General features: G+C 61.1%; 16 protein-coding genes. 5 read left to right on the forward strand and 11 right to left on the reverse strand.

Going from position 1 to position 16591, the window contains the following annotated elements; genetic code table 11:
• Nucleotides 1-44: 44 nt before the first annotated feature.
• The 3 genes from ACZRMO_RS05165 to ACZRMO_RS05175 form a co-directional block, all read right to left on the reverse strand.
• Entirely contained in the window at nucleotides 45-512 is a 468-nt protein-coding gene (locus tag ACZRMO_RS05165; protein WP_463972140.1) for an inhibitor of vertebrate lysozyme family protein, read from the reverse strand.
• Between the two features lie 2 nt (nucleotides 513-514).
• Complete coding sequence (locus ACZRMO_RS05170; protein ID WP_002555679.1) at nucleotides 515-679, reverse strand: DUF1328 domain-containing protein; 165 nt, start codon at nucleotides 677-679, stop codon at nucleotides 515-517.
• Between the two features lie 80 nt (nucleotides 680-759).
• Nucleotides 760-1044, reverse strand: coding sequence for a hypothetical protein (locus ACZRMO_RS05175; protein ID WP_124527093.1), 285 nt, complete (start codon nucleotides 1042-1044; stop codon nucleotides 760-762).
• Between the two features lie 377 nt (nucleotides 1045-1421).
• On the opposite strand from ACZRMO_RS05175, the gene algB reads away from it, so the two are divergent.
• Nucleotides 1422-2768, forward strand: coding sequence for a sigma-54-dependent response regulator transcription factor AlgB (algB, locus tag ACZRMO_RS05180; RefSeq protein ID WP_463972141.1), 1347 nt, complete (start codon nucleotides 1422-1424; stop codon nucleotides 2766-2768).
• A gap of 10 nt (nucleotides 2769-2778) precedes the next feature.
• On the forward strand, nucleotides 2779-4566 hold the full coding sequence (locus tag ACZRMO_RS05185; RefSeq protein ID WP_463972142.1) for an ATP-binding protein: 1788 nt from the start codon (nucleotides 2779-2781) through the stop codon (nucleotides 4564-4566).
• A 160-nt stretch (nucleotides 4567-4726) separates the two neighbouring features.
• On the opposite strand, the gene ACZRMO_RS05190 is transcribed toward ACZRMO_RS05185, so the two are convergent.
• The 6 genes from ACZRMO_RS05190 to ACZRMO_RS05215 form a co-directional block, all read right to left on the reverse strand.
• Nucleotides 4727-5503, reverse strand: coding sequence for an N-acetylmuramoyl-L-alanine amidase (locus ACZRMO_RS05190; RefSeq protein ID WP_463972143.1), 777 nt, complete (start codon nucleotides 5501-5503; stop codon nucleotides 4727-4729).
• 88 nt (nucleotides 5504-5591) lie between these two features.
• Nucleotides 5592-7637 (reverse strand): GGDEF domain-containing protein, encoded by a 2046-nt coding sequence (locus ACZRMO_RS05195; RefSeq protein ID WP_463972144.1) that lies wholly within the window; start codon nucleotides 7635-7637, stop codon nucleotides 5592-5594.
• On the reverse strand, nucleotides 7634-8512 hold the full coding sequence (locus ACZRMO_RS05200; protein WP_463972145.1) for an endonuclease/exonuclease/phosphatase family protein: 879 nt from the start codon (nucleotides 8510-8512) through the stop codon (nucleotides 7634-7636). The genes ACZRMO_RS05195 and ACZRMO_RS05200 overlap by 4 nt, the downstream gene beginning before the upstream one ends.
• Nucleotides 8513-8522: 10 nt before the next feature.
• Nucleotides 8523-9158: a thiol:disulfide interchange protein DsbA gene (gene dsbA, locus ACZRMO_RS05205; protein WP_017734686.1), complete on the reverse strand. Its 636-nt coding sequence runs from the start codon at nucleotides 9156-9158 to the stop codon at nucleotides 8523-8525.
• A 168-nt stretch (nucleotides 9159-9326) separates the two neighbouring features.
• Entirely contained in the window at nucleotides 9327-9938 is a 612-nt protein-coding gene (locus ACZRMO_RS05210; protein WP_124527088.1) for a c-type cytochrome, read from the reverse strand.
• A gap of 34 nt (nucleotides 9939-9972) precedes the next feature.
• Nucleotides 9973-10275 carry a c-type cytochrome gene (locus tag ACZRMO_RS05215; RefSeq protein WP_463972146.1) on the reverse strand — a complete coding sequence of 101 codons (303 nt, stop codon included), beginning with the start codon at nucleotides 10273-10275 and terminating at the stop codon, nucleotides 9973-9975.
• Nucleotides 10276-10467: 192 nt separating this feature from the next.
• On the opposite strand from ACZRMO_RS05215, the gene yihA reads away from it, so the two are divergent.
• Nucleotides 10468-11109, forward strand: a complete 642-nt coding sequence (gene yihA, locus ACZRMO_RS05220; protein WP_124527086.1) for a ribosome biogenesis GTP-binding protein YihA/YsxC — start codon at nucleotides 10468-10470, stop codon at nucleotides 11107-11109.
• A 270-nt stretch (nucleotides 11110-11379) separates the two neighbouring features.
• Here yihA and polA read toward each other — a convergent pair whose 3' ends face one another.
• On the reverse strand, nucleotides 11380-14157 hold the full coding sequence (polA, locus tag ACZRMO_RS05225) for a DNA polymerase I (protein ID WP_463972147.1): 2778 nt from the start codon (nucleotides 14155-14157) through the stop codon (nucleotides 11380-11382).
• A gap of 74 nt (nucleotides 14158-14231) precedes the next feature.
• On the opposite strand from polA, the gene ACZRMO_RS05230 reads away from it, so the two are divergent.
• The gene (locus ACZRMO_RS05230; protein WP_463972148.1) at nucleotides 14232-14522 is read left to right on the forward strand and encodes a DUF2782 domain-containing protein; all 291 of its coding nucleotides are present in this window, start codon (nucleotides 14232-14234) and stop codon (nucleotides 14520-14522) included.
• 56 nt (nucleotides 14523-14578) lie between these two features.
• A complete protein-coding gene (locus tag ACZRMO_RS05235) occupies nucleotides 14579-15532 on the forward strand; it encodes a homoserine kinase (protein WP_463972149.1) in 954 nt (317 codons plus the stop codon).
• A gap of 127 nt (nucleotides 15533-15659) precedes the next feature.
• Here the strand turns inward: ACZRMO_RS05235 and ACZRMO_RS05240 are convergent, their stop codons facing one another.
• Nucleotides 15660-16589: a zinc ABC transporter substrate-binding protein gene (locus tag ACZRMO_RS05240; RefSeq protein WP_463972150.1), complete on the reverse strand. Its 930-nt coding sequence runs from the start codon at nucleotides 16587-16589 to the stop codon at nucleotides 15660-15662.
• Between the last annotated feature and the right edge of the window lie 2 nt (nucleotides 16590-16591).

A 16591-nucleotide genomic window follows, 5' to 3' on the forward strand; every position in this document is an offset into this window, starting at 1 on the left:
CGTGCGACGCGCGATGCTGCCTGACTCGGCCCGCCGAAGGGGCCTTAGTACCAATTCGGATCTTTCTTCAACTGCTCCATCAGCAGCTTCTGCATGCCCGCATCCGGCTTACCGATAAAACGGTATTCGGCGTGCCGCGTCGGCGACTTGTCCGCCGGCAAGCCGGCTGGGACTTCTACCAACATCGCGTAGGCATCGTCCTTGTCGAGGCTGAAGGCCACGATCAGGCGCTTGTTCAGGCAGGTGTCTGCGGTTTCGCAGAGCGGCCCGACCAAGTACTTGTCGCCATCTTCTTCCACGGCATTCATTTGTTCAGCCGTACCCGACAGGTTCATCACCCATTCCGGCAGGCGCTCTTCTTTCTTCACCACGCCTTGCCAGGTCTGGCGGTATTGCGGGTCCGCACTGAGCAACTCATTGGCTCGGGACTGACCGTCATTGGCGGCCATCACCAAGCCGCTACCGCCCAACAGGGCGGCGGCAACCAGGGTTTTAAGGGACAAGGGGCTCATATTCAGCCTCGGCCACGACGACCAAAGAAGAACGAAACGACAAACATCACCAGGAAAACCACAAACAGAATCTTGGCGATCCCCGTAGCGGTGCCCGCGATACCACCGAAGCCCAGGACTGCAGCCACAATGGCGATGATCAGAAATGTGATTGCCCAACTCAACATGGTGATTCTCCTTACGCTTTCTAATGGGGTAACAACGATAGTGCCGTACGGCCGCTCAAATGAGCGAGCGCTTTTCTTGCCTAGAACACCCAACGCTCTTGGATCGGCAGCTCGCCCAGGGTGGAATCCTGGTCGGCAACTCTCAATTGCGGGGCGGTTACATCGGCGGCAACGCTGCCAACGGAACGGAAATGGGTCTGGGTCTTCACGGAATGTTCGAATTGCGGGACTTGTTGCTGACTCTGCTGCCAATGCTGCATCTGCTGGCCGCCAATCAACGTGACCATGAGGGCCAGGCTGGCAAACAAGCCTTGCTGCAAGCGCAGTGGCGATACATGCAATTGGCTGAGACGTTGGCGAGTCATGCTGTGGTGCTCCCGCATTCTGATTATTCGTTGAGAGGGATATTGCAGGGTGCATGCCAGCTTTTTTACAAAATAAAACTCAATAAAATCATACACTTAAATATAAACCAAGGCTGAAGAGCACAGCATCCTGCACGATGCCACCTTGAGAGCCGTGCGAAATGCACGATCACCAGCGGTCGGATCAAGGGATAGAAAACCAGTGACGGGTTGCCGAAGTGGCAAGACGGCATGAAAACGCCATCAGACGGGGCTTTGTAGGAAGTAATGCAGATACCTGCACGACATCTCCTTTTATCGATCAGAATAAACCATGCAACTTGCCCGATTATTCCGGGACTAATCACCATCATTCATAGTTAAGGAGCGCGGCACCGATGGAATCAGCCAAGGAACTTCAAGGCCGCATTCTTTTAGTGGACGACGAATCCGCTATCCTGCGCACCTTCCGGTATTGCCTGGAAGATGAAGGCTACACCGTGGCCACCGCCAACAGCGCCGCCCAGGCCGATGCGCTGATGCAACGCCAGGTGTTCGACCTTTGCTTCCTGGACCTGCGCCTGGGCGAAGACAACGGCCTCGATGTACTGGCGCAAATGCGTATCCAGGCGCCATGGATGCGCGTGGTCATTGTCACCGCGCATTCCGCCGTGGATACCGCCGTGGATGCGATCCAGGCCGGCGCCGCCGACTACCTGGTAAAACCGTGCAGCCCGGATCAATTGCGCCTGGCCACCGCCAAGCAGTTGGAAGTACGCCAACTGTCTGCGCGCCTGGAAGCGCTGGAAGGCGCAGTGCGCCAGCCGAAAGACGGCCTCGACTCCCACAGCCCGGCCATGATGGTCGTGCTGGAAACCGCGCGCCAGGTGGCCGGGACCGACGCCAACATCTTGATCCTCGGCGAGTCGGGCACCGGTAAAGGCGAACTGGCCCGGGCCATCCACGGTTGGAGCAAACGCGCGAAGAAATCCTGCGTGACCATCAACTGCCCGTCGCTGACCGCAGAACTGATGGAAAGCGAATTGTTCGGCCACAGCCGCGGCGCGTTTACCGGCGCCAGCGAAAGCACCTTGGGCCGGGTCAACCAGGCCGACGGCGGCACGCTGTTTCTTGACGAAATCGGCGACTTTCCCCTCACGTTACAGCCCAAGTTACTGCGATTCATCCAGGACAAGGAATACGAGCGCGTGGGCGACCCGGTCACCCGCCGCGCCGATGTGCGCATCCTCGCCGCCACCAACCTGAACCTGGAAGACATGGTGCGCGACGGCCGCTTCCGTGAAGACTTGCTGTACCGCCTCAACGTCATCACCTTGCACCTGCCGCCGCTGCGCGAACGCAGCGAAGACATCCTGACCCTGGCCGATCGTTTCCTGGCGCGCTTCGTCAAGGAATACGCGCGGCCGGCACGCGGCTTCAGTGATGAAGCCCGCGAGGCGCTGCTCAACTATCGCTGGCCGGGCAATATCCGCGAGCTGCGCAACGTGGTGGAACGCGCGAGCATTATCTGCCCGCAGGAAAAGGTGGAAATCATCCACCTCGGCATGGCCGAGCAAACCACCCACAACGCCCCGCGTATCGGCGCGGCGCTGAGCCTGGACGAGCTGGAAAAAGCCCATATCGGCGCCGTGCTGGCTACCGCCGAGACCCTGGACCAGGCGGCCCGCACCCTCGGTATCGACGCCTCGACCCTGTACCGCAAACGCAAACAGTACAACCTGTGAGCTGCACCTTATGAAGTTAGCGATGAAGCTGCGGACTCGCTTGTTCCTGAGTATCTCAGCGCTGATCACCGTCGCCCTGCTGGGCCTGATCCTGGGCCTGGTCAGCGTCATGCAAATGGCCAAGACCCAGGAGTCGCTGATTCGCAGCAACTTCATCACCCTGGACCTGGGCCTCAAGCTGCGTCAGAGCCTGGGCGACCAATTGATAATGATGCTGGAGCAACGCCCAGACCCCGCAGCGCTGCAAGCGTCGAAGCAACACTACTTCGACCTGTTGGACCAAGGCATCGCCCACGAACGGCGCAACGGCAATGGCACCGGTTTCAGCCAGGCCCGGGGCGACTACCAGAACCTGCTGGACGCATTTGACCAATCCCAGCAAGCCGCAACAGCGCAGGGCAGCAAGGAAAAACTTACCGAAGCCTTTAATGTGCTACGCAACGGCCTGATCGCCGAACACAAGCAGGCCCTGGAAAACATCAGCACCAGTGAGCATAAATCCCGCGAGCGCGCGTTGCTCATCGCCGGCTTGCTCGGTCTGGTAGGGCTTGCCGTACTGATCATCGGCTTTGTCACCGCCCATGGCATCGCCCGGCGTTTTGGCGGGCCGATCGAAGCCTTGGCCAAGGCGGCGGACAAGATCGGCCAGGGTGACTTCGAAGTGACGCTGCCGATCTCGTCAGCGGCGGAGATGAACCAACTGACGCGTCGCTTCGGCATCATGGCCGAGGCCCTGCGTCAGCATCAGGCGACCAATATCGACGAACTGCTCGCCGGCCAGCAACGCCTGCAAGCCGTGCTCGACAGCATCGACGATGGCCTGCTGATGATCGACCGCCAAGGCCGCCTGGAACACCTCAACCCGGTAGCACAACGCCAATTGGGCTGGGATGAGGAACGCCTCGGCCAGGGCTTGGGCGAAGCCTTGATGCGCCCCGAACTGGATGAGCAGCTGCAACTGGTGCTGCGCGGCGGCAACCTGGAGCGCGCACCGGAAGACCTGGAAGTGGAAGTCGAAGGTGAACTGCGCCTGCTGACCTATAGCCTCACGCCCGTGAGCCATACCGAGGGGCATATCCTCGGCGCGGTGATGGTGCTGCATGACGTCACCGAACAGCGCGCCTTTGAACGGGTGCGCAGTGAGTTCGTCCTGCGCGCCTCCCATGAGCTGCGCACACCAGTGACCGGCATGCACATGGCGTTCGGCCTGTTTCGCGAGCGCGCGAAGTTTCCGGCGGAATCGCGCGAAGCGGACCTACTGGATACGGTCAATGAAGAAATGCAGCGCCTGATGCAGTTGATCAACGACTTGCTCAACTTCTCGCGCTACCAGAACGGCCTGCAAAAGCTCACCTTGGGGCCGTGTGACGTGAACGATCTGCTTGAGCACGCCCGTGCGCGCTTCGCAGAACTGGCCAATGCGCAGAACATCGAACTACTGATAGAAGCACAAGCCGAGTTGCCACGCCTGTACGCTGACCAGGCGCAATTGGAGCGCGTACTCGACAACCTGCTGGCCAACGCCTTGCGTCATACCGCCGAGGGCGGGCAGATTCGCCTGCAGGCGCGCCGTCATGGGGAGCGTGTGATTGTCAGCGTCGAGGACAACGGCGAAGGTATCGCCTATGGCCAGCAAGGGCGCATTTTCGAACCGTTCGTCCAGGTGGGCCGCAAGAAAGGCGGCGCCGGCCTGGGGCTGGCGCTGTGCAAGGAGATCGTGCAACTGCACGGCGGCCGCATGGGCGTGTATTCGCGGCCGGGGCAGGGGACACAGTTCTACATGGCGCTGCCGCTGTAGCAGCGCGCCACCGATACCTGTGGCGAGGGAGCTTGCTCCCGCTGGGCTGCGAAGCGGCCCCAGAATTTTTGGGAGCGCTGCGCACTCCAGCGGGAGCAAGCTCCCTCGCCACAACAAGCGCCCTGACTACAGCAAGCTCCATCATCACCGCCGCCAGTGATTAGCGACGGTTCAACGCCCGCAGGATCGCAGCACTCTCTGCATCGGGGGTGCCATCAAACAATGCCGGCCGGAAGTGCATCTGGAACGCGGCAATCACATGGCGCGTAGCCACATCCAGTTCGCCGGTCTGCGGTGTCTGGTAGCCCAGGCGGGCCAATTCTTCCTGGAACCAGGTGATGCTCGGCAGGTCAGCGGCGTATTGCACCTGGAATCGCGCCACAGCCTGGGCGTCCGGCCATACGCCCAGGCCTTCCTCGGCCAAACGCTTCCACGGAAACAACGGGCCCGGGTCCAGCTTGCGCAGCGGTGCAATATCGCTATGGCCAATGATGTTCTTCGGGTCGATGCCATTACGCTTGCTGATGTCCTTGAGCAACACCACCAGCGACTTCACCTGCGCTTCGGAATACGGATACCACACACGCCCCGTCGGCGTGTCGCGATAGCCTGGGTTGACGATTTCGATGCCGATGGAGCTGGAGTTGAGCCAGGTGCGGCCCATCCACTCGCTTTCCCCGGCGTGCCAGGCGCGCTGGCTTTCATCCACCAGCTTGTAGATCTTGCCTGAGGCGTCGTCGCCGATCAGGTAGTGGCTGCTGACCTGGCCGTGGGTCAGCAGCGCAAGCGAGCGCTCAAGGTCGGTGGAGGTGTAGTGGACGATCACGAACTGCACGCGGTTGTCGTGGTTCGCCGAGGGATGGCTGGTGTCCAGGCGCGGGCCGCTGGCGCAACCCGCGAGCAGAAGAAACACAAAGGCAATGGATAAGGATTTCATGGCAGAAGGCAGTACGCTGAAGACGATAATGCAACAGTGTAACGTACCGTTTGTGACGAAGCGCTCAAATCACAAAATGGAACATCTTTTACGCCGCCTGCACCTGGTTACGTCCCGCCGCCTTGGCCCGGTACAACGCCGCATCGGCGCGCTTGAGCGCCAGGTCACTGCGCTCGCCCGGCAGGAACTGCGCCACGCCCATGGACACGGTTACCGTCACCGGCTCGCCTTTGAAGTGGAACGGGCACGCCTCGATGGCCGCGCGCAGAACCTCGCCCACCGCCAGCGCATCCGCCAGGGATGAGTTGGGCATCAGCAAGACAAACTCTTCGCCACCAAAACGGGCGATGAAGTCGGTCGGGCGCAGGCGCTTGCGCAGGACGTTGGCGATGATTTTCAGCACCTTGTCGCCCGCCAAATGGCCGTAGCCGTCATTGATCCGCTTGAAGTGGTCCAGGTCGAGCATCGCCAGCGACAGGCTGTTGCCGCGCTGGTGCCAGGCATTGACCTCGTGGTCCAGGCGTTCGCTCCAGGCCGCGCGGTTGGGCAGCCCGGTGAGCGGGTCGAGCAGGGCTTTCTGGCGCTGCACTTCCAGGTGCTCGCGATAGCCCTGGGCTTCCTGTTCCATGTTCGCCACGCGCTCGGCCAAGCCTTTCAAGCGCGCCGCGACTTCCTGCTCACGCTGATCGCGTTGCTGCTGGTGCTGGTCCATGGTGCCGAGCAGGCCTTCCAGATGGCTTTCCAACACGTGCTTGAGGCTGTCCAGGTCAGCCGCTTCCTGCACACTGCTTTGCAGGCCATCGACTTGCTCACGGATCTGCGTATCCAACTCGCGGGCTGCGTCACGGCTGTCGGCATGCCCATCGCTGGCCACTTGCAGATGGCCCTGGAACGCTTCGAGGCGCTCGTTGAGTTGCTTGAGATAAGCCTCGAACTCGTGCTGGCCGCTGTCGGTGATCGCCAGCATCAACACCGCCAGATCATCGAGGATCGGCAGCAGTTCGTACCAGTTCAAGCCATGGGCCAGGCGCTCGCGCATCGCCTCGGCCTGTGGCCGGTGGCGTTCGGGCAGCGACAGGTCTTCGAGCAGGCCGAGCAAGGTGTCTTCGATATGCTTGGCCACGGAGCTGTAGGACGGCTCGGGCGAATCGGGCAGGGCGTAGATGCCCTCTGATTGCAACTCGTCGGGATCGTCGCGTTCGAGCACCGGCGGCAACGACAGGCTGCCGATGACGGTTTGCTCCGGTGCTTCGATTGGCACCTGCGGCGCGTCGACAAAGGTGGCGAGTGCGCTTTCGGCGGCTGGCGCTTCGGCCTGCGGCGCGGGCGGCTCTGGCTCTGGCTCTGGCTCTGGCGTAGCGACAGGTGCAGCAGTGTGGACCGGCGCGTCAGCTACAACCGCTGGCTTGGCGACCTCTGCCGGCGGGGCGGGAGTCACAGGTGCGGCCTCGATTTGCGGCAGTGGCGCGAAAGCCCGCAGCGCCTCGGACAATTCTTCAGATTGAGCAGGCTCTTGGGGCACAGGCTCGGACGCCGGCTTCGGAGCGGCGGGCGGCACAGCGGCAACCGCCGCCGGCTCGCTCACCGGCGCCTCATTGGCGACGTCCTTGCCACCAAACAAGCGTTGCAGCAACCCCGGCCCTGGGCGCGTGGCTTCGCCTTCCGGCTCCAGGTTATCCAGCGCCTGCCCTTGCAGGCTGCTCAACTCACTGAGCAGCAGCGGAATCTCCCGCGCCTGGCCCACTCGGCTGTCCAACTGCTTGGCGAAGGTTTTCAGCGGGCGCGCGACGTCACGGGGCAACGGCAGTTTTTGCAGCTGCGCGACCAGTGCCGTCAGCGCGGTGCTGATCTGCTCGACCCGGGTTTCGCGGCGCTGCTCGGAATCCAGCACGGCCTTTTCCAGGCGTGGCAGCAGGGCGGCGAGGGCGGCGTCCATGTCATCAGTGCGCACTACGTCGCGCATTTCCTTCATGCATTGGTCGACCGCGCGGTCGGTCCCTTCCGCCGCCAGCGTGCTGCGCACCAGCCCTCGGCGCAGCAGGTCGAGGCGGGCAGCCCAGCGGCGTTCGAGCTTTTCTTGTTGCTCGATGCTTAACAGGTACTTCTCTTTCCAGCGCTGGGCGTCGTCGCTCATGCAAGGGGTCCGCGGGTGCCTGGGCTCAACGCGGGGAATGCATCAGCCGTGAGCGAACCCGGCAGGCGAATCTCTACCGCGACCGGCAGGTGGTCGGAGATGGGCTGCGCCAGGACCTGCACGCTTTCGAGCGTGAGGGTCGGGCTCAGCAGGATATGGTCCAGACAGCGCTGCGGGCGCCAGCTGGGAAACGTGGCTTCGACTTGCGGCGCCAGTAACCCGAGGTCCCGCAGCGGGGAATTGTTCAGCAGGTCGCTGGCGTGGGTGTTCATGTCCCCCATCAGCACCTGGTGTTTGTAGTTGCCGATCAGCTCGCGGATGTAGGCCAGTTGCATCGTGCGGGTGCGTGCACCCAACGCCAGATGCATCATCACCACCACCAGGGCTTCAGGGCCTTCGCCAAATCGCACGAGGATCGCGCCGCGCCCCTTGGGGCCGGGCAGCGGGTGATCTTCGATCGCCCAAGGCTTCAAGCGGCTGAGCACACCATTGCTGTGCTGGCCCAGGCGCCCGAGGTTGCGGTTGAGCTGCTGGTACCAGTAGGGGAAGGCCCCAAGCTGCGCCAGGTGCTCAACCTGATTGACGTAACCGGAGCGGATGCTTCCGCCATCGGCTTCCTGCAAGGCGACCAGGTCGAAGTCGCTCAGCAGGTTGCCGATCTTCTGCAGGTTACCGGCGCGGCCATTGTGGGGCAGCAGGTGCTGCCAGCCACGGGTGAGGTAGTGCCGGTACTTCTCGGTGCTGATGCCCACCTGGATATTGAAACTGAGCAGGCGCAACCGGCTGTCGGCCGGCAAGCCCGTGGATTCCAGGTGGTGCTCGTTGACCTGCGGATCATGCAGCCCAACCACACGTTCAGTCCCCCAGCGGCGCATGGCGGGCCCCTTACTTGGCTGCGCGCTCTTTGGCGATCAGTTGGTCGGCGACGTTGAGGACAGCCTCCGGACCACCGGCAGTACCCAGGTCAAAACGGTATTTGCCGTTGACGATCAGGGTCGGTACGCCTTGCACGCCATACTTCTGCGCGAGCTCCTTGGCCTGCTTGATCTGGCCCTGAATGGCGAAGGAGTTGAAGGTGGCCAGGAACTTGTCCTTGTCCACGCCTTGGGTGGCAACGAAGTCAGCCATTTCGTCAGGCTTGGTCAGGCGCTTGCCTTGTTTCTGGATCGCGTCGAATACCGCGTTGTGGACCTTGTGCTCCACACCCATGGCTTCCAGGGTCAGGAACAGTTGGCCGTGGGCATCCCAAGGGCCGCCGAACATGGCCGGGATGCGCTTGAAGTTAACGTCGGACGGGAGTTTTTCGGCCCATGGGTTGATAGTCGGCTCAAAGGCGTAGCAATGCGGGCAGCCGTACCAGAACAGCTCCACCACTTCGATCTTGCCAGGCACCGAAACCGGTACAGGATTGGTCAATTCAACATAGGTTTTACCGGCTTCAAGCGGCACGTCGGCAGCTTGTGCGGTCATGCCGAAGAGGCTGGCAGTGACGAGAGCGGCGCTGAGGATCAGATTACGCATGCTTTACTCCTGGACAAATAAAGTCGCCTCACGCGACCTTTGTTGTGACAGGTCTACGCGGGCATGAGTTCGTTAGTGTAACGGCACCGGCCACAAAAAAGGGCGGCCTAAGCCACCCTTTTTATGCTTGCATCGACGGATTAATCGAGCGTTAACGTTGCGTGCAGCTTAGTGCAGGCCCTGGATGTAGCTGGAGACCGCTGCAATGTCTTCATCACTCAATTTGCGAGCGATGGTGCGCATGATTGCTGCGTCGCCATCGTTGGCTCGCCCTGCCTCTTCCTTGCGGAAATCTGTCAGCTGCTTGGCGATATAGGTGGCGTGTTGGCCGCTCAAGTGCGGGAAGCCCGCGGCGGCGATACCGGCACCATTTGGCGAATGGCAGCCGATGCAGGAAGGCAGGCCCTTTTCCAGGTCACCGCCACGGAACAGCTTCTCGCCACGGGCGACCAGTTTCGGATCGGCAGCTCCCACGCTGCCCTTCTGGCTGGCAAAATACGCCGAGATGTCCGCCAGGTCCTGATCGCTGAGGTTGGTCAGCAAGCCGGTCATTTCCAGCACCGTGCGCTTGCCATCCTTGATGTCGTGCATCTGCTTGGTCAGGTAGCGTTCACCCTGGCCGGCCAGTTTGGGGAAGTTCGGCGCCGGGCTGTTGCCATCCGGTCCATGGCAAGCACCACACACGGCGGCTTTCGCCTGGCCCGCTGTAGCGTCGCCTGCAGCATGGGCAACACCGGTGATGCCCAGGGTCAACAGCAGACTCACGATCAGTTTGTTCATCAGCTAATCCAACTACGGCTAAGGGGTTTAAGAGTTATCTACCGGGTTTACTCACCATCAACTGAATGACGGCCTGGTAATCCTCAGTACTGCAGTCCATGCACAAACCACGCGGCGGCATTGCCTTGAAACCCTGGGTCACGTGTTGCACCAGCGTGTCCATGCCCTGCGCCAGTCTTGGCGCCCAGGCTGCCTGATCTCCCCGTCTGGGGGCGTTGGGCAACTGGCCAGCATGGCAAGCCACGCAAACTCGGTTGTACACCGCTTCCGGATCCTGTGTAGCCTGAGCGCCATAAAGCGGAATCAGGACACCCAAAGCGAGCAACCATCGGGTCATACATCGACCTTTTCAGGGTTTGAGAGCGTTTTGCGTTCTAATGCGCAATAAAGGTCTTTCGCTCCCGTGAACCTCATCCTTCGCTGGGACAAAGCACACACAAAATCTGCGGCATTATATACTGGCGCTACTGAAACGGAAACGACACCGCTTGCCGCACCCTTTCTCGGCACCGCCCACATCGGAAATCTCATGCAACTCAAGAACCCCATCCTCGGCCTGTGCCAACAGTCCACGTTCATGCTCAGCGCCGCCAAAGTTGACCAATGCCCTGATGACGAAGGCTTTGAAGTCGCCTTTGCCGGCCGTTCCAACGCCGGCAAGTCCAGCGCGCTGAACACCCTGACCCACGCCAGCCTGGCACGCACCTCGAAAACCCCGGGCCGCACGCAACTGCTCAATTTCTTCAAGCTAGACGAAGATCGGCGTCTGGTCGACCTACCGGGCTACGGTTACGCAAAAGTACCTATCCCGCTGAAGCTGCACTGGCAGCGTCACCTGGAGGCTTACCTGGGTGGCCGCGAGAGCCTGAAAGGCTTGATCCTGATGATGGACATCCGTCATCCAATGACCGACTTCGACCTGCTGATGCTCGACTGGGCGGTCGCCAGCGGCATGCCGATGCACATCCTGCTGACCAAGGCCGACAAGCTGACCTACGGCGCAGCCAAGAACACCCTGCTTAAAGTGCAGGCCGAAATCCGCAAAGGTTGGGGTGACGCGATCACCATCCAGCTGTTCTCGGCGCCCAAGCGCCTGGGCCTGGAAGAGGCTTACACCGTGCTGGCCGACTGGATGGAACTGGCCGACAAAGGCGCGGAAATCGCCGAGTAACTTTTCTGCGGGCAAAAAAAACCCCGGACTTCGTATGGGGAGGGGAAGTTCGGGGTTCAAGTTCTGGACCGCTAGGGCGGGGCCCAGATATCTGCCAACACTTAACACAACATAGGAGCATTGAAGGGCTTCACCACCCATTCAGTAACTCTGAGTAGCACTTCACGGGTTAAGTTCCGGCAGGTGCAAAAAACTATTGGAAATAACTGACGGCGTTATCTGATCTAAAGCACTCTGCCACCACCCTGCGGTGGCGGCAAAGCCTCGAAATCAGTGCGCTTCGTCCCAATTGTTACCCACGCCCACTTCCACCAGCAGCGGTACATCCAGCTGCGCCGCCGCGCTCATGTGCTCGCGAATTTTCTCGCTGACTTCGGCGACCAGATCCTCACGCACCTCCAGCACCAGTTCATCGTGCACCTGCAGGATCACCTTGGCATCCAGGTCCGAATCGGCCAGCCAGTTGTCCACCCGCACCATGGCTTTCTTGATGATGTCTGCGGCGGTGCCCTGCATCGGCGCATTGATCGCGGTGCGTTCTGCCGCCGCGCGCTCCTGCGGCTTGTTGGAGTTGATCTCCGGCAAGTACAGGCGACGGCCGAAGAAGGTCTCGACATAACCTTGATCCGCCGCCTGGGCGCGGGTGCGCTCCATGTACTCGCGAACCCCGGGGTAGCGGGCGAAGTACACATCGATATACGCCTTGGCCGTCTTGGTATCGACGCCAATATCCTTGCCCAGCTTCTGCGCACCCATGCCGTAGATCAGGCCGAAGTTGATGGCCTTGGCGCTACGGCGCTGATCCGTGGTGACCTCATCCAGTTCAACCTTGAACACCTCGGCCGCCGTGGCCGTGTGTACGTCCAGGTTGTCGCGGAAGGCGTTCATCAAGCCTTCGTCCTTGGACAGGTGCGCCATGATCCGCAGCTCGATCTGCGAATAGTCCGCTGCCAGCAGCTTGTAGCCTTTTGGCGCGACAAACGCCTGGCGAATCCGACGCCCTTCGGCGGTACGCACTGGAATGTTCTGCAGGTTCGGATCACTGGAAGACAAACGCCCAGTCGCCGCCACCGCCTGGTGATAGGACGTGTGGATGCGCCCAGTGCGCGGGTTGATCTGCTCCGGCAGGCGGTCGGTGTAGGTGCTTTTCAGCTTGCTCATGCTGCGGTACTGCATCAGCACCTTGGGCAACGGATAGTCATCTTCGGCCAGCTTGGCCAACACTTCTTCAGCGGTAGACGCCTGGCCTTTACCGGTCTTTTTCAGCACAGGCATACCGAGTTTTTCGTAGAGGATCGCGCCGAGCTGCTTGGGCGAGCCGAGGTTGAACTCCTCGCCGGCAATCTCGTAGGCCTGGCGCTCCAGCTCCACCATCTTGTCGCCCAGCTCGACGCTCTGCACGCCCAGCAGGGCTGCATCCACCAACGCGCCTTGGCGCTCGATACGTGCCAGCACCGGTACCAACGGCATCTCGATGTCGGTCAACACACTGGCCAGGCTCGGGATGGCGGCCAGTTGCGCGTGCAATTCCTGATGCAGGCGCAAGGTGATATCAGCGTCTTCAGCGGCGTATGGGCCCGCCTGCTCAAGCGCGATCTGGTCGAACGTCAGCTGTTTGGCGCCCTTGCCGGCGATGTCCTGGAAGCTGACGGTGTCGTAGTCCAGGTATTTCTTGGCCAGGCTGTCCATGTCGTGCCGGGTCGCGGTGGAGTTGAGCACGTAGGATTCGAGCATGGTGTCGAAGGCGATGCCGCGCACGGTAATGCCGTGGGCCGGGTCGCCACCGATGGCGCAGTTGGCCAGGATATTCATGTCGAACTTGGCGTGTTGGCCGACCTTGAGCTTGGTCGGGTCTTCCAGCAGCGGCTTCAGGGCCAACAGTACAGTGTCGCGATCCAACTGCTCCGGCACGCCGATGTAGGAGTGGGTCAGCGGGATGTAGGCCGCTTCATGGGGCTGAATGGCGAAAGAAACCCCAACCAGCTGCGCCTGCTGGGCGTCGATGCCGGTGGTTTCGGTATCAAAGGCGAACAACTTCGCGTCGTTGAGCTTTTTCAGCCAGATATCGAACGTGGCCTGGTCGAGGATGGTGGTGTAGGCCGCTTCCACGGGCTCTGCGACCTCAACGGCTTCCTCGACAACCGGCGCGGCCTTGAGCTCGACACGCTTGGCATCGCGTTGAATCTCATCAATCCAGCTTTTGAACTCCAGAAGCGTGTAGAGCTCCAGCAGTTTTTCGCGATCCGGCTCGATCAGGTGCAGGTCATCCAAGCCCACGTCCAGCGGCACATCGCATTTGATCGTCGCCAACTGGTAAGACAGGAACGCCATTTCCTTATGTTCTTCCAGCTTGGCTGGCAGCGTCTTGGCGCCACGGATAGGCAAGGTCGGCACAATGTCCAACTGCTCATACAGCTCTTTGATCCCGCCATTCACGCCAACCAGCAAGCCAGAAGCCGTCTTCGGCCCAATGCCCGGAACGCCCGGGATGTTGTCGGACGAATCGCCCATCAACGCCAGGTAATCGATGATCTGCTCGGGAGCGACGCCAAATTTCTCTTTTACGCCGTCGATATCCATCGAACTACCGGTCATGGTGTTGACCAAGGTAATGTGCCCATCGACCAGCTGTGCCATGTCCTTGTCCCCGGTGGAGATCACCACCGGGCGGTTGGCCGCCGCGCTGCTGCGGGCCAGGGTTCCGATCACGTCATCGGCCTCGACGCCTTCGACGCACAGCAACGGGAAGCCCAGGGCGATCACGCTCTGGTGCAGCGGCTCGATTTGCACACGCATGTCATCGGGCATGCTGGGGCGGTTGGCCTTGTATTCGGCGTACATGTCGTCGCGAAAGGTCCCACCCTTGGCGTCGAACACCACCGCGAACGGGCTGCCCGGATACTGCTTGCGCAGGCTTTTGAGCATGTTCAACACGCCCTTGACCGCACCGGTCGGCAGGCCTTTGGAGGTGGTCAGCGGTGGCAGCGCGTGGAAGGCGCGATACAGATAAGAAGAACCGTCCACCAGGACGAGGGGGGCTTGGCTCATGAGCAGGATCAACCTTTTCGGCGGGTCAGGCGCTAGAATAGCCGGACCAATGACGACAAAGGGACAAGGTTATCATGCGTACATTCAATCGCCTGCTGTTGACTGGCTTGATTGCACTCACTCCGATGGCTGCCATGGCGGCAGACAGCGCCCCTGGGGGTGATCCGGAAGTTACCATTCGCACGGAAGGCGACAGAACCATTCAGGAGTACCGCCAAAACGGTTTCCTGTACGCAATAAAAATCACCAAGAAGGGCTTTCCACCTTACTTCCTGGTGCGCTCGGACGGCACCGATGCGAACTTCATCCGCTCTGACCAGCCGGATATGCTGATTCCGTCATGGAAGATTTTCGAATGGAAATGATTTCTTAACTTAAATTGGCGCCGCGCCCTGCGGCGCCCGTACTGGCAGTTTTAACCATGTCTGTGTTCACCCCCCTGGCTCGGCCCGAGCTGGAAACCTTTCTCGCCCCTTACGGCCTCGGCCGCCTGCTTGATTTCCAGGGAATTGCCGCCGGTAGCGAAAACACCAATTTCTTTATCAGCCTGGAACAGGGCGAATTCGTCCTGACTCTGGTTGAACGTGGCCCCGTTGCCGAGATGCCGTTCTTCATCGAACTGCTCGACGTGCTCCACGACGCCGACCTGCCCGTGCCCTACGCCTTGCGCACCACTGACGGCGAGGCCCTGCGCGAGCTGAAAGGCAAACCGGCGCTGCTGCAACCGCGCCTGGCCGGCAAGCACATCAAGGATGCCAATGCGCAACACTGCGCCCAGGTCGGCGACCTGCTTGGCCACCTGCACCTGGCCACACAAGGCGAGAAAGTGCTGGAACGCAAGACCGACCGCGGCCTGGATTGGATGCTCAGTGAAGGTGCCCAGCTGATTTCGCACCTGGAAGCAGCGCCGCAGCGCCTGCTGCAAGACGCCCTTGATGAGATCGAAGCCCACAAGGCGCAGATCCTCGCCCTGCCGCGTGCGAACATTCACGCGGACCTGTTCCGCGATAACGCGATGTTCGAAGGCACGCACCTGACAGGCCTGATCGACTTCTACAACGCCTGCTCCGGCCCGATGCTGTACGACGTGGCGATTGCCTTGAATGACTGGTGTTCGGATGAGGACGGCGTGATCGATGGGCAGCGCGCCCGCGCACTACTGGGCGCTTATGCGGCGCTGCGACCGTTCACCGCCAAGGAGGCCGAACTGTGGCCGACGATGCTGCGGGTGGCGTGTGTGCGGTTCTGGCTGTCACGGCTGATCGCAGCGGAGTCGTTTGCGGGTCAGGACGTATTGATTCACGACCCGGCGGAGTTCGAACACCGCCTGGCGCAACGCCAGCAAGTGACAATCCAACTGCCGTTCGCGCTCTAAAGCATCAACTCGGTCAAAAATGTGGGAGCGGGCTTGCTCGCGAAGGCGGTGTTTCAGTGCCAGATGTACTGACTGACACGCCGCCTTCGCGAGCAAGCCCGCTCCCACATGGGTTTTGTATTGGCTGTTAGAGCGATTCCAGGCAACCCGCCAGGTCATTCCCCAACTTCTCCAGCACCTGCTCATACCCCTGAGCCGTGGCCGGCGTATAGCCACCCAACGCATCCAACTCCGCCAACTTCACCGGCAAGCCAGCCACCAGCGTCTCAGCCAGGCGCGGACGCAACGGCGGCTCACTGAACACACAGGTCTTACCCACTTCCTGCAAGCGCGTGCGCATCGCGGCCACGTGCTGGGCGCCAGGCTGCACTTCAGCGGCCACGCTGAACACGCCGGTGTGCTTGAGCCCGTAAGCCTCTTCGAAGTAATCGAAGGCTTCATGGAACACAAAGTACGGTTTGTCGCCAATCGTCGCCAAACGCGCTTTCAACCGCGCATCCAACGCATCCAAACGCTCGTTAAACGCCTTCACGTTGCTTTGGTAACGCGCGGCATTCGCCGGGTCGGCAGCCGCCAGGTCAGACGCCATGCGCGCAGCAATCACCCGCGCATTCACCGTGGACAGCCACAAGTGCGCATCCAGGCTGCCTGGGCGGTGATCGTGGTCATGCTCGTCGGCTTCGTCGGCGTGGGAGTGGCTATCTTCGGCGAAACGACGCAGTTTCATCCCCGGAAGATCCTGCACGGCCACCGTCGCCGCTGTACGACCTTTCAACACGCGCGGCAGGAAGCTCTCCATGTCAGGGCCGATCCAGTACAGCAGGTCGACCGACTGCACGCGCCGTACGTCGGATGGCCGCAATGCGTAGTTATGCGGCGACGCGCCCGGTGGCAACAGCACCTCTGGAACGGCCACACCGTCCTGCACAGCCGCGGCGATCAACTGCAACGGCTTGATGCTGGTCAGCACCTTGACCTCGGCCTGAGCGGCACCGGTTACGAACAAACTGGCGACAAATACGACAAAAACGGGAAAAAGTCGGGACACGATGACCACTC

Source organism: Pseudomonas sp. B611 (genome assembly GCF_055407965.1).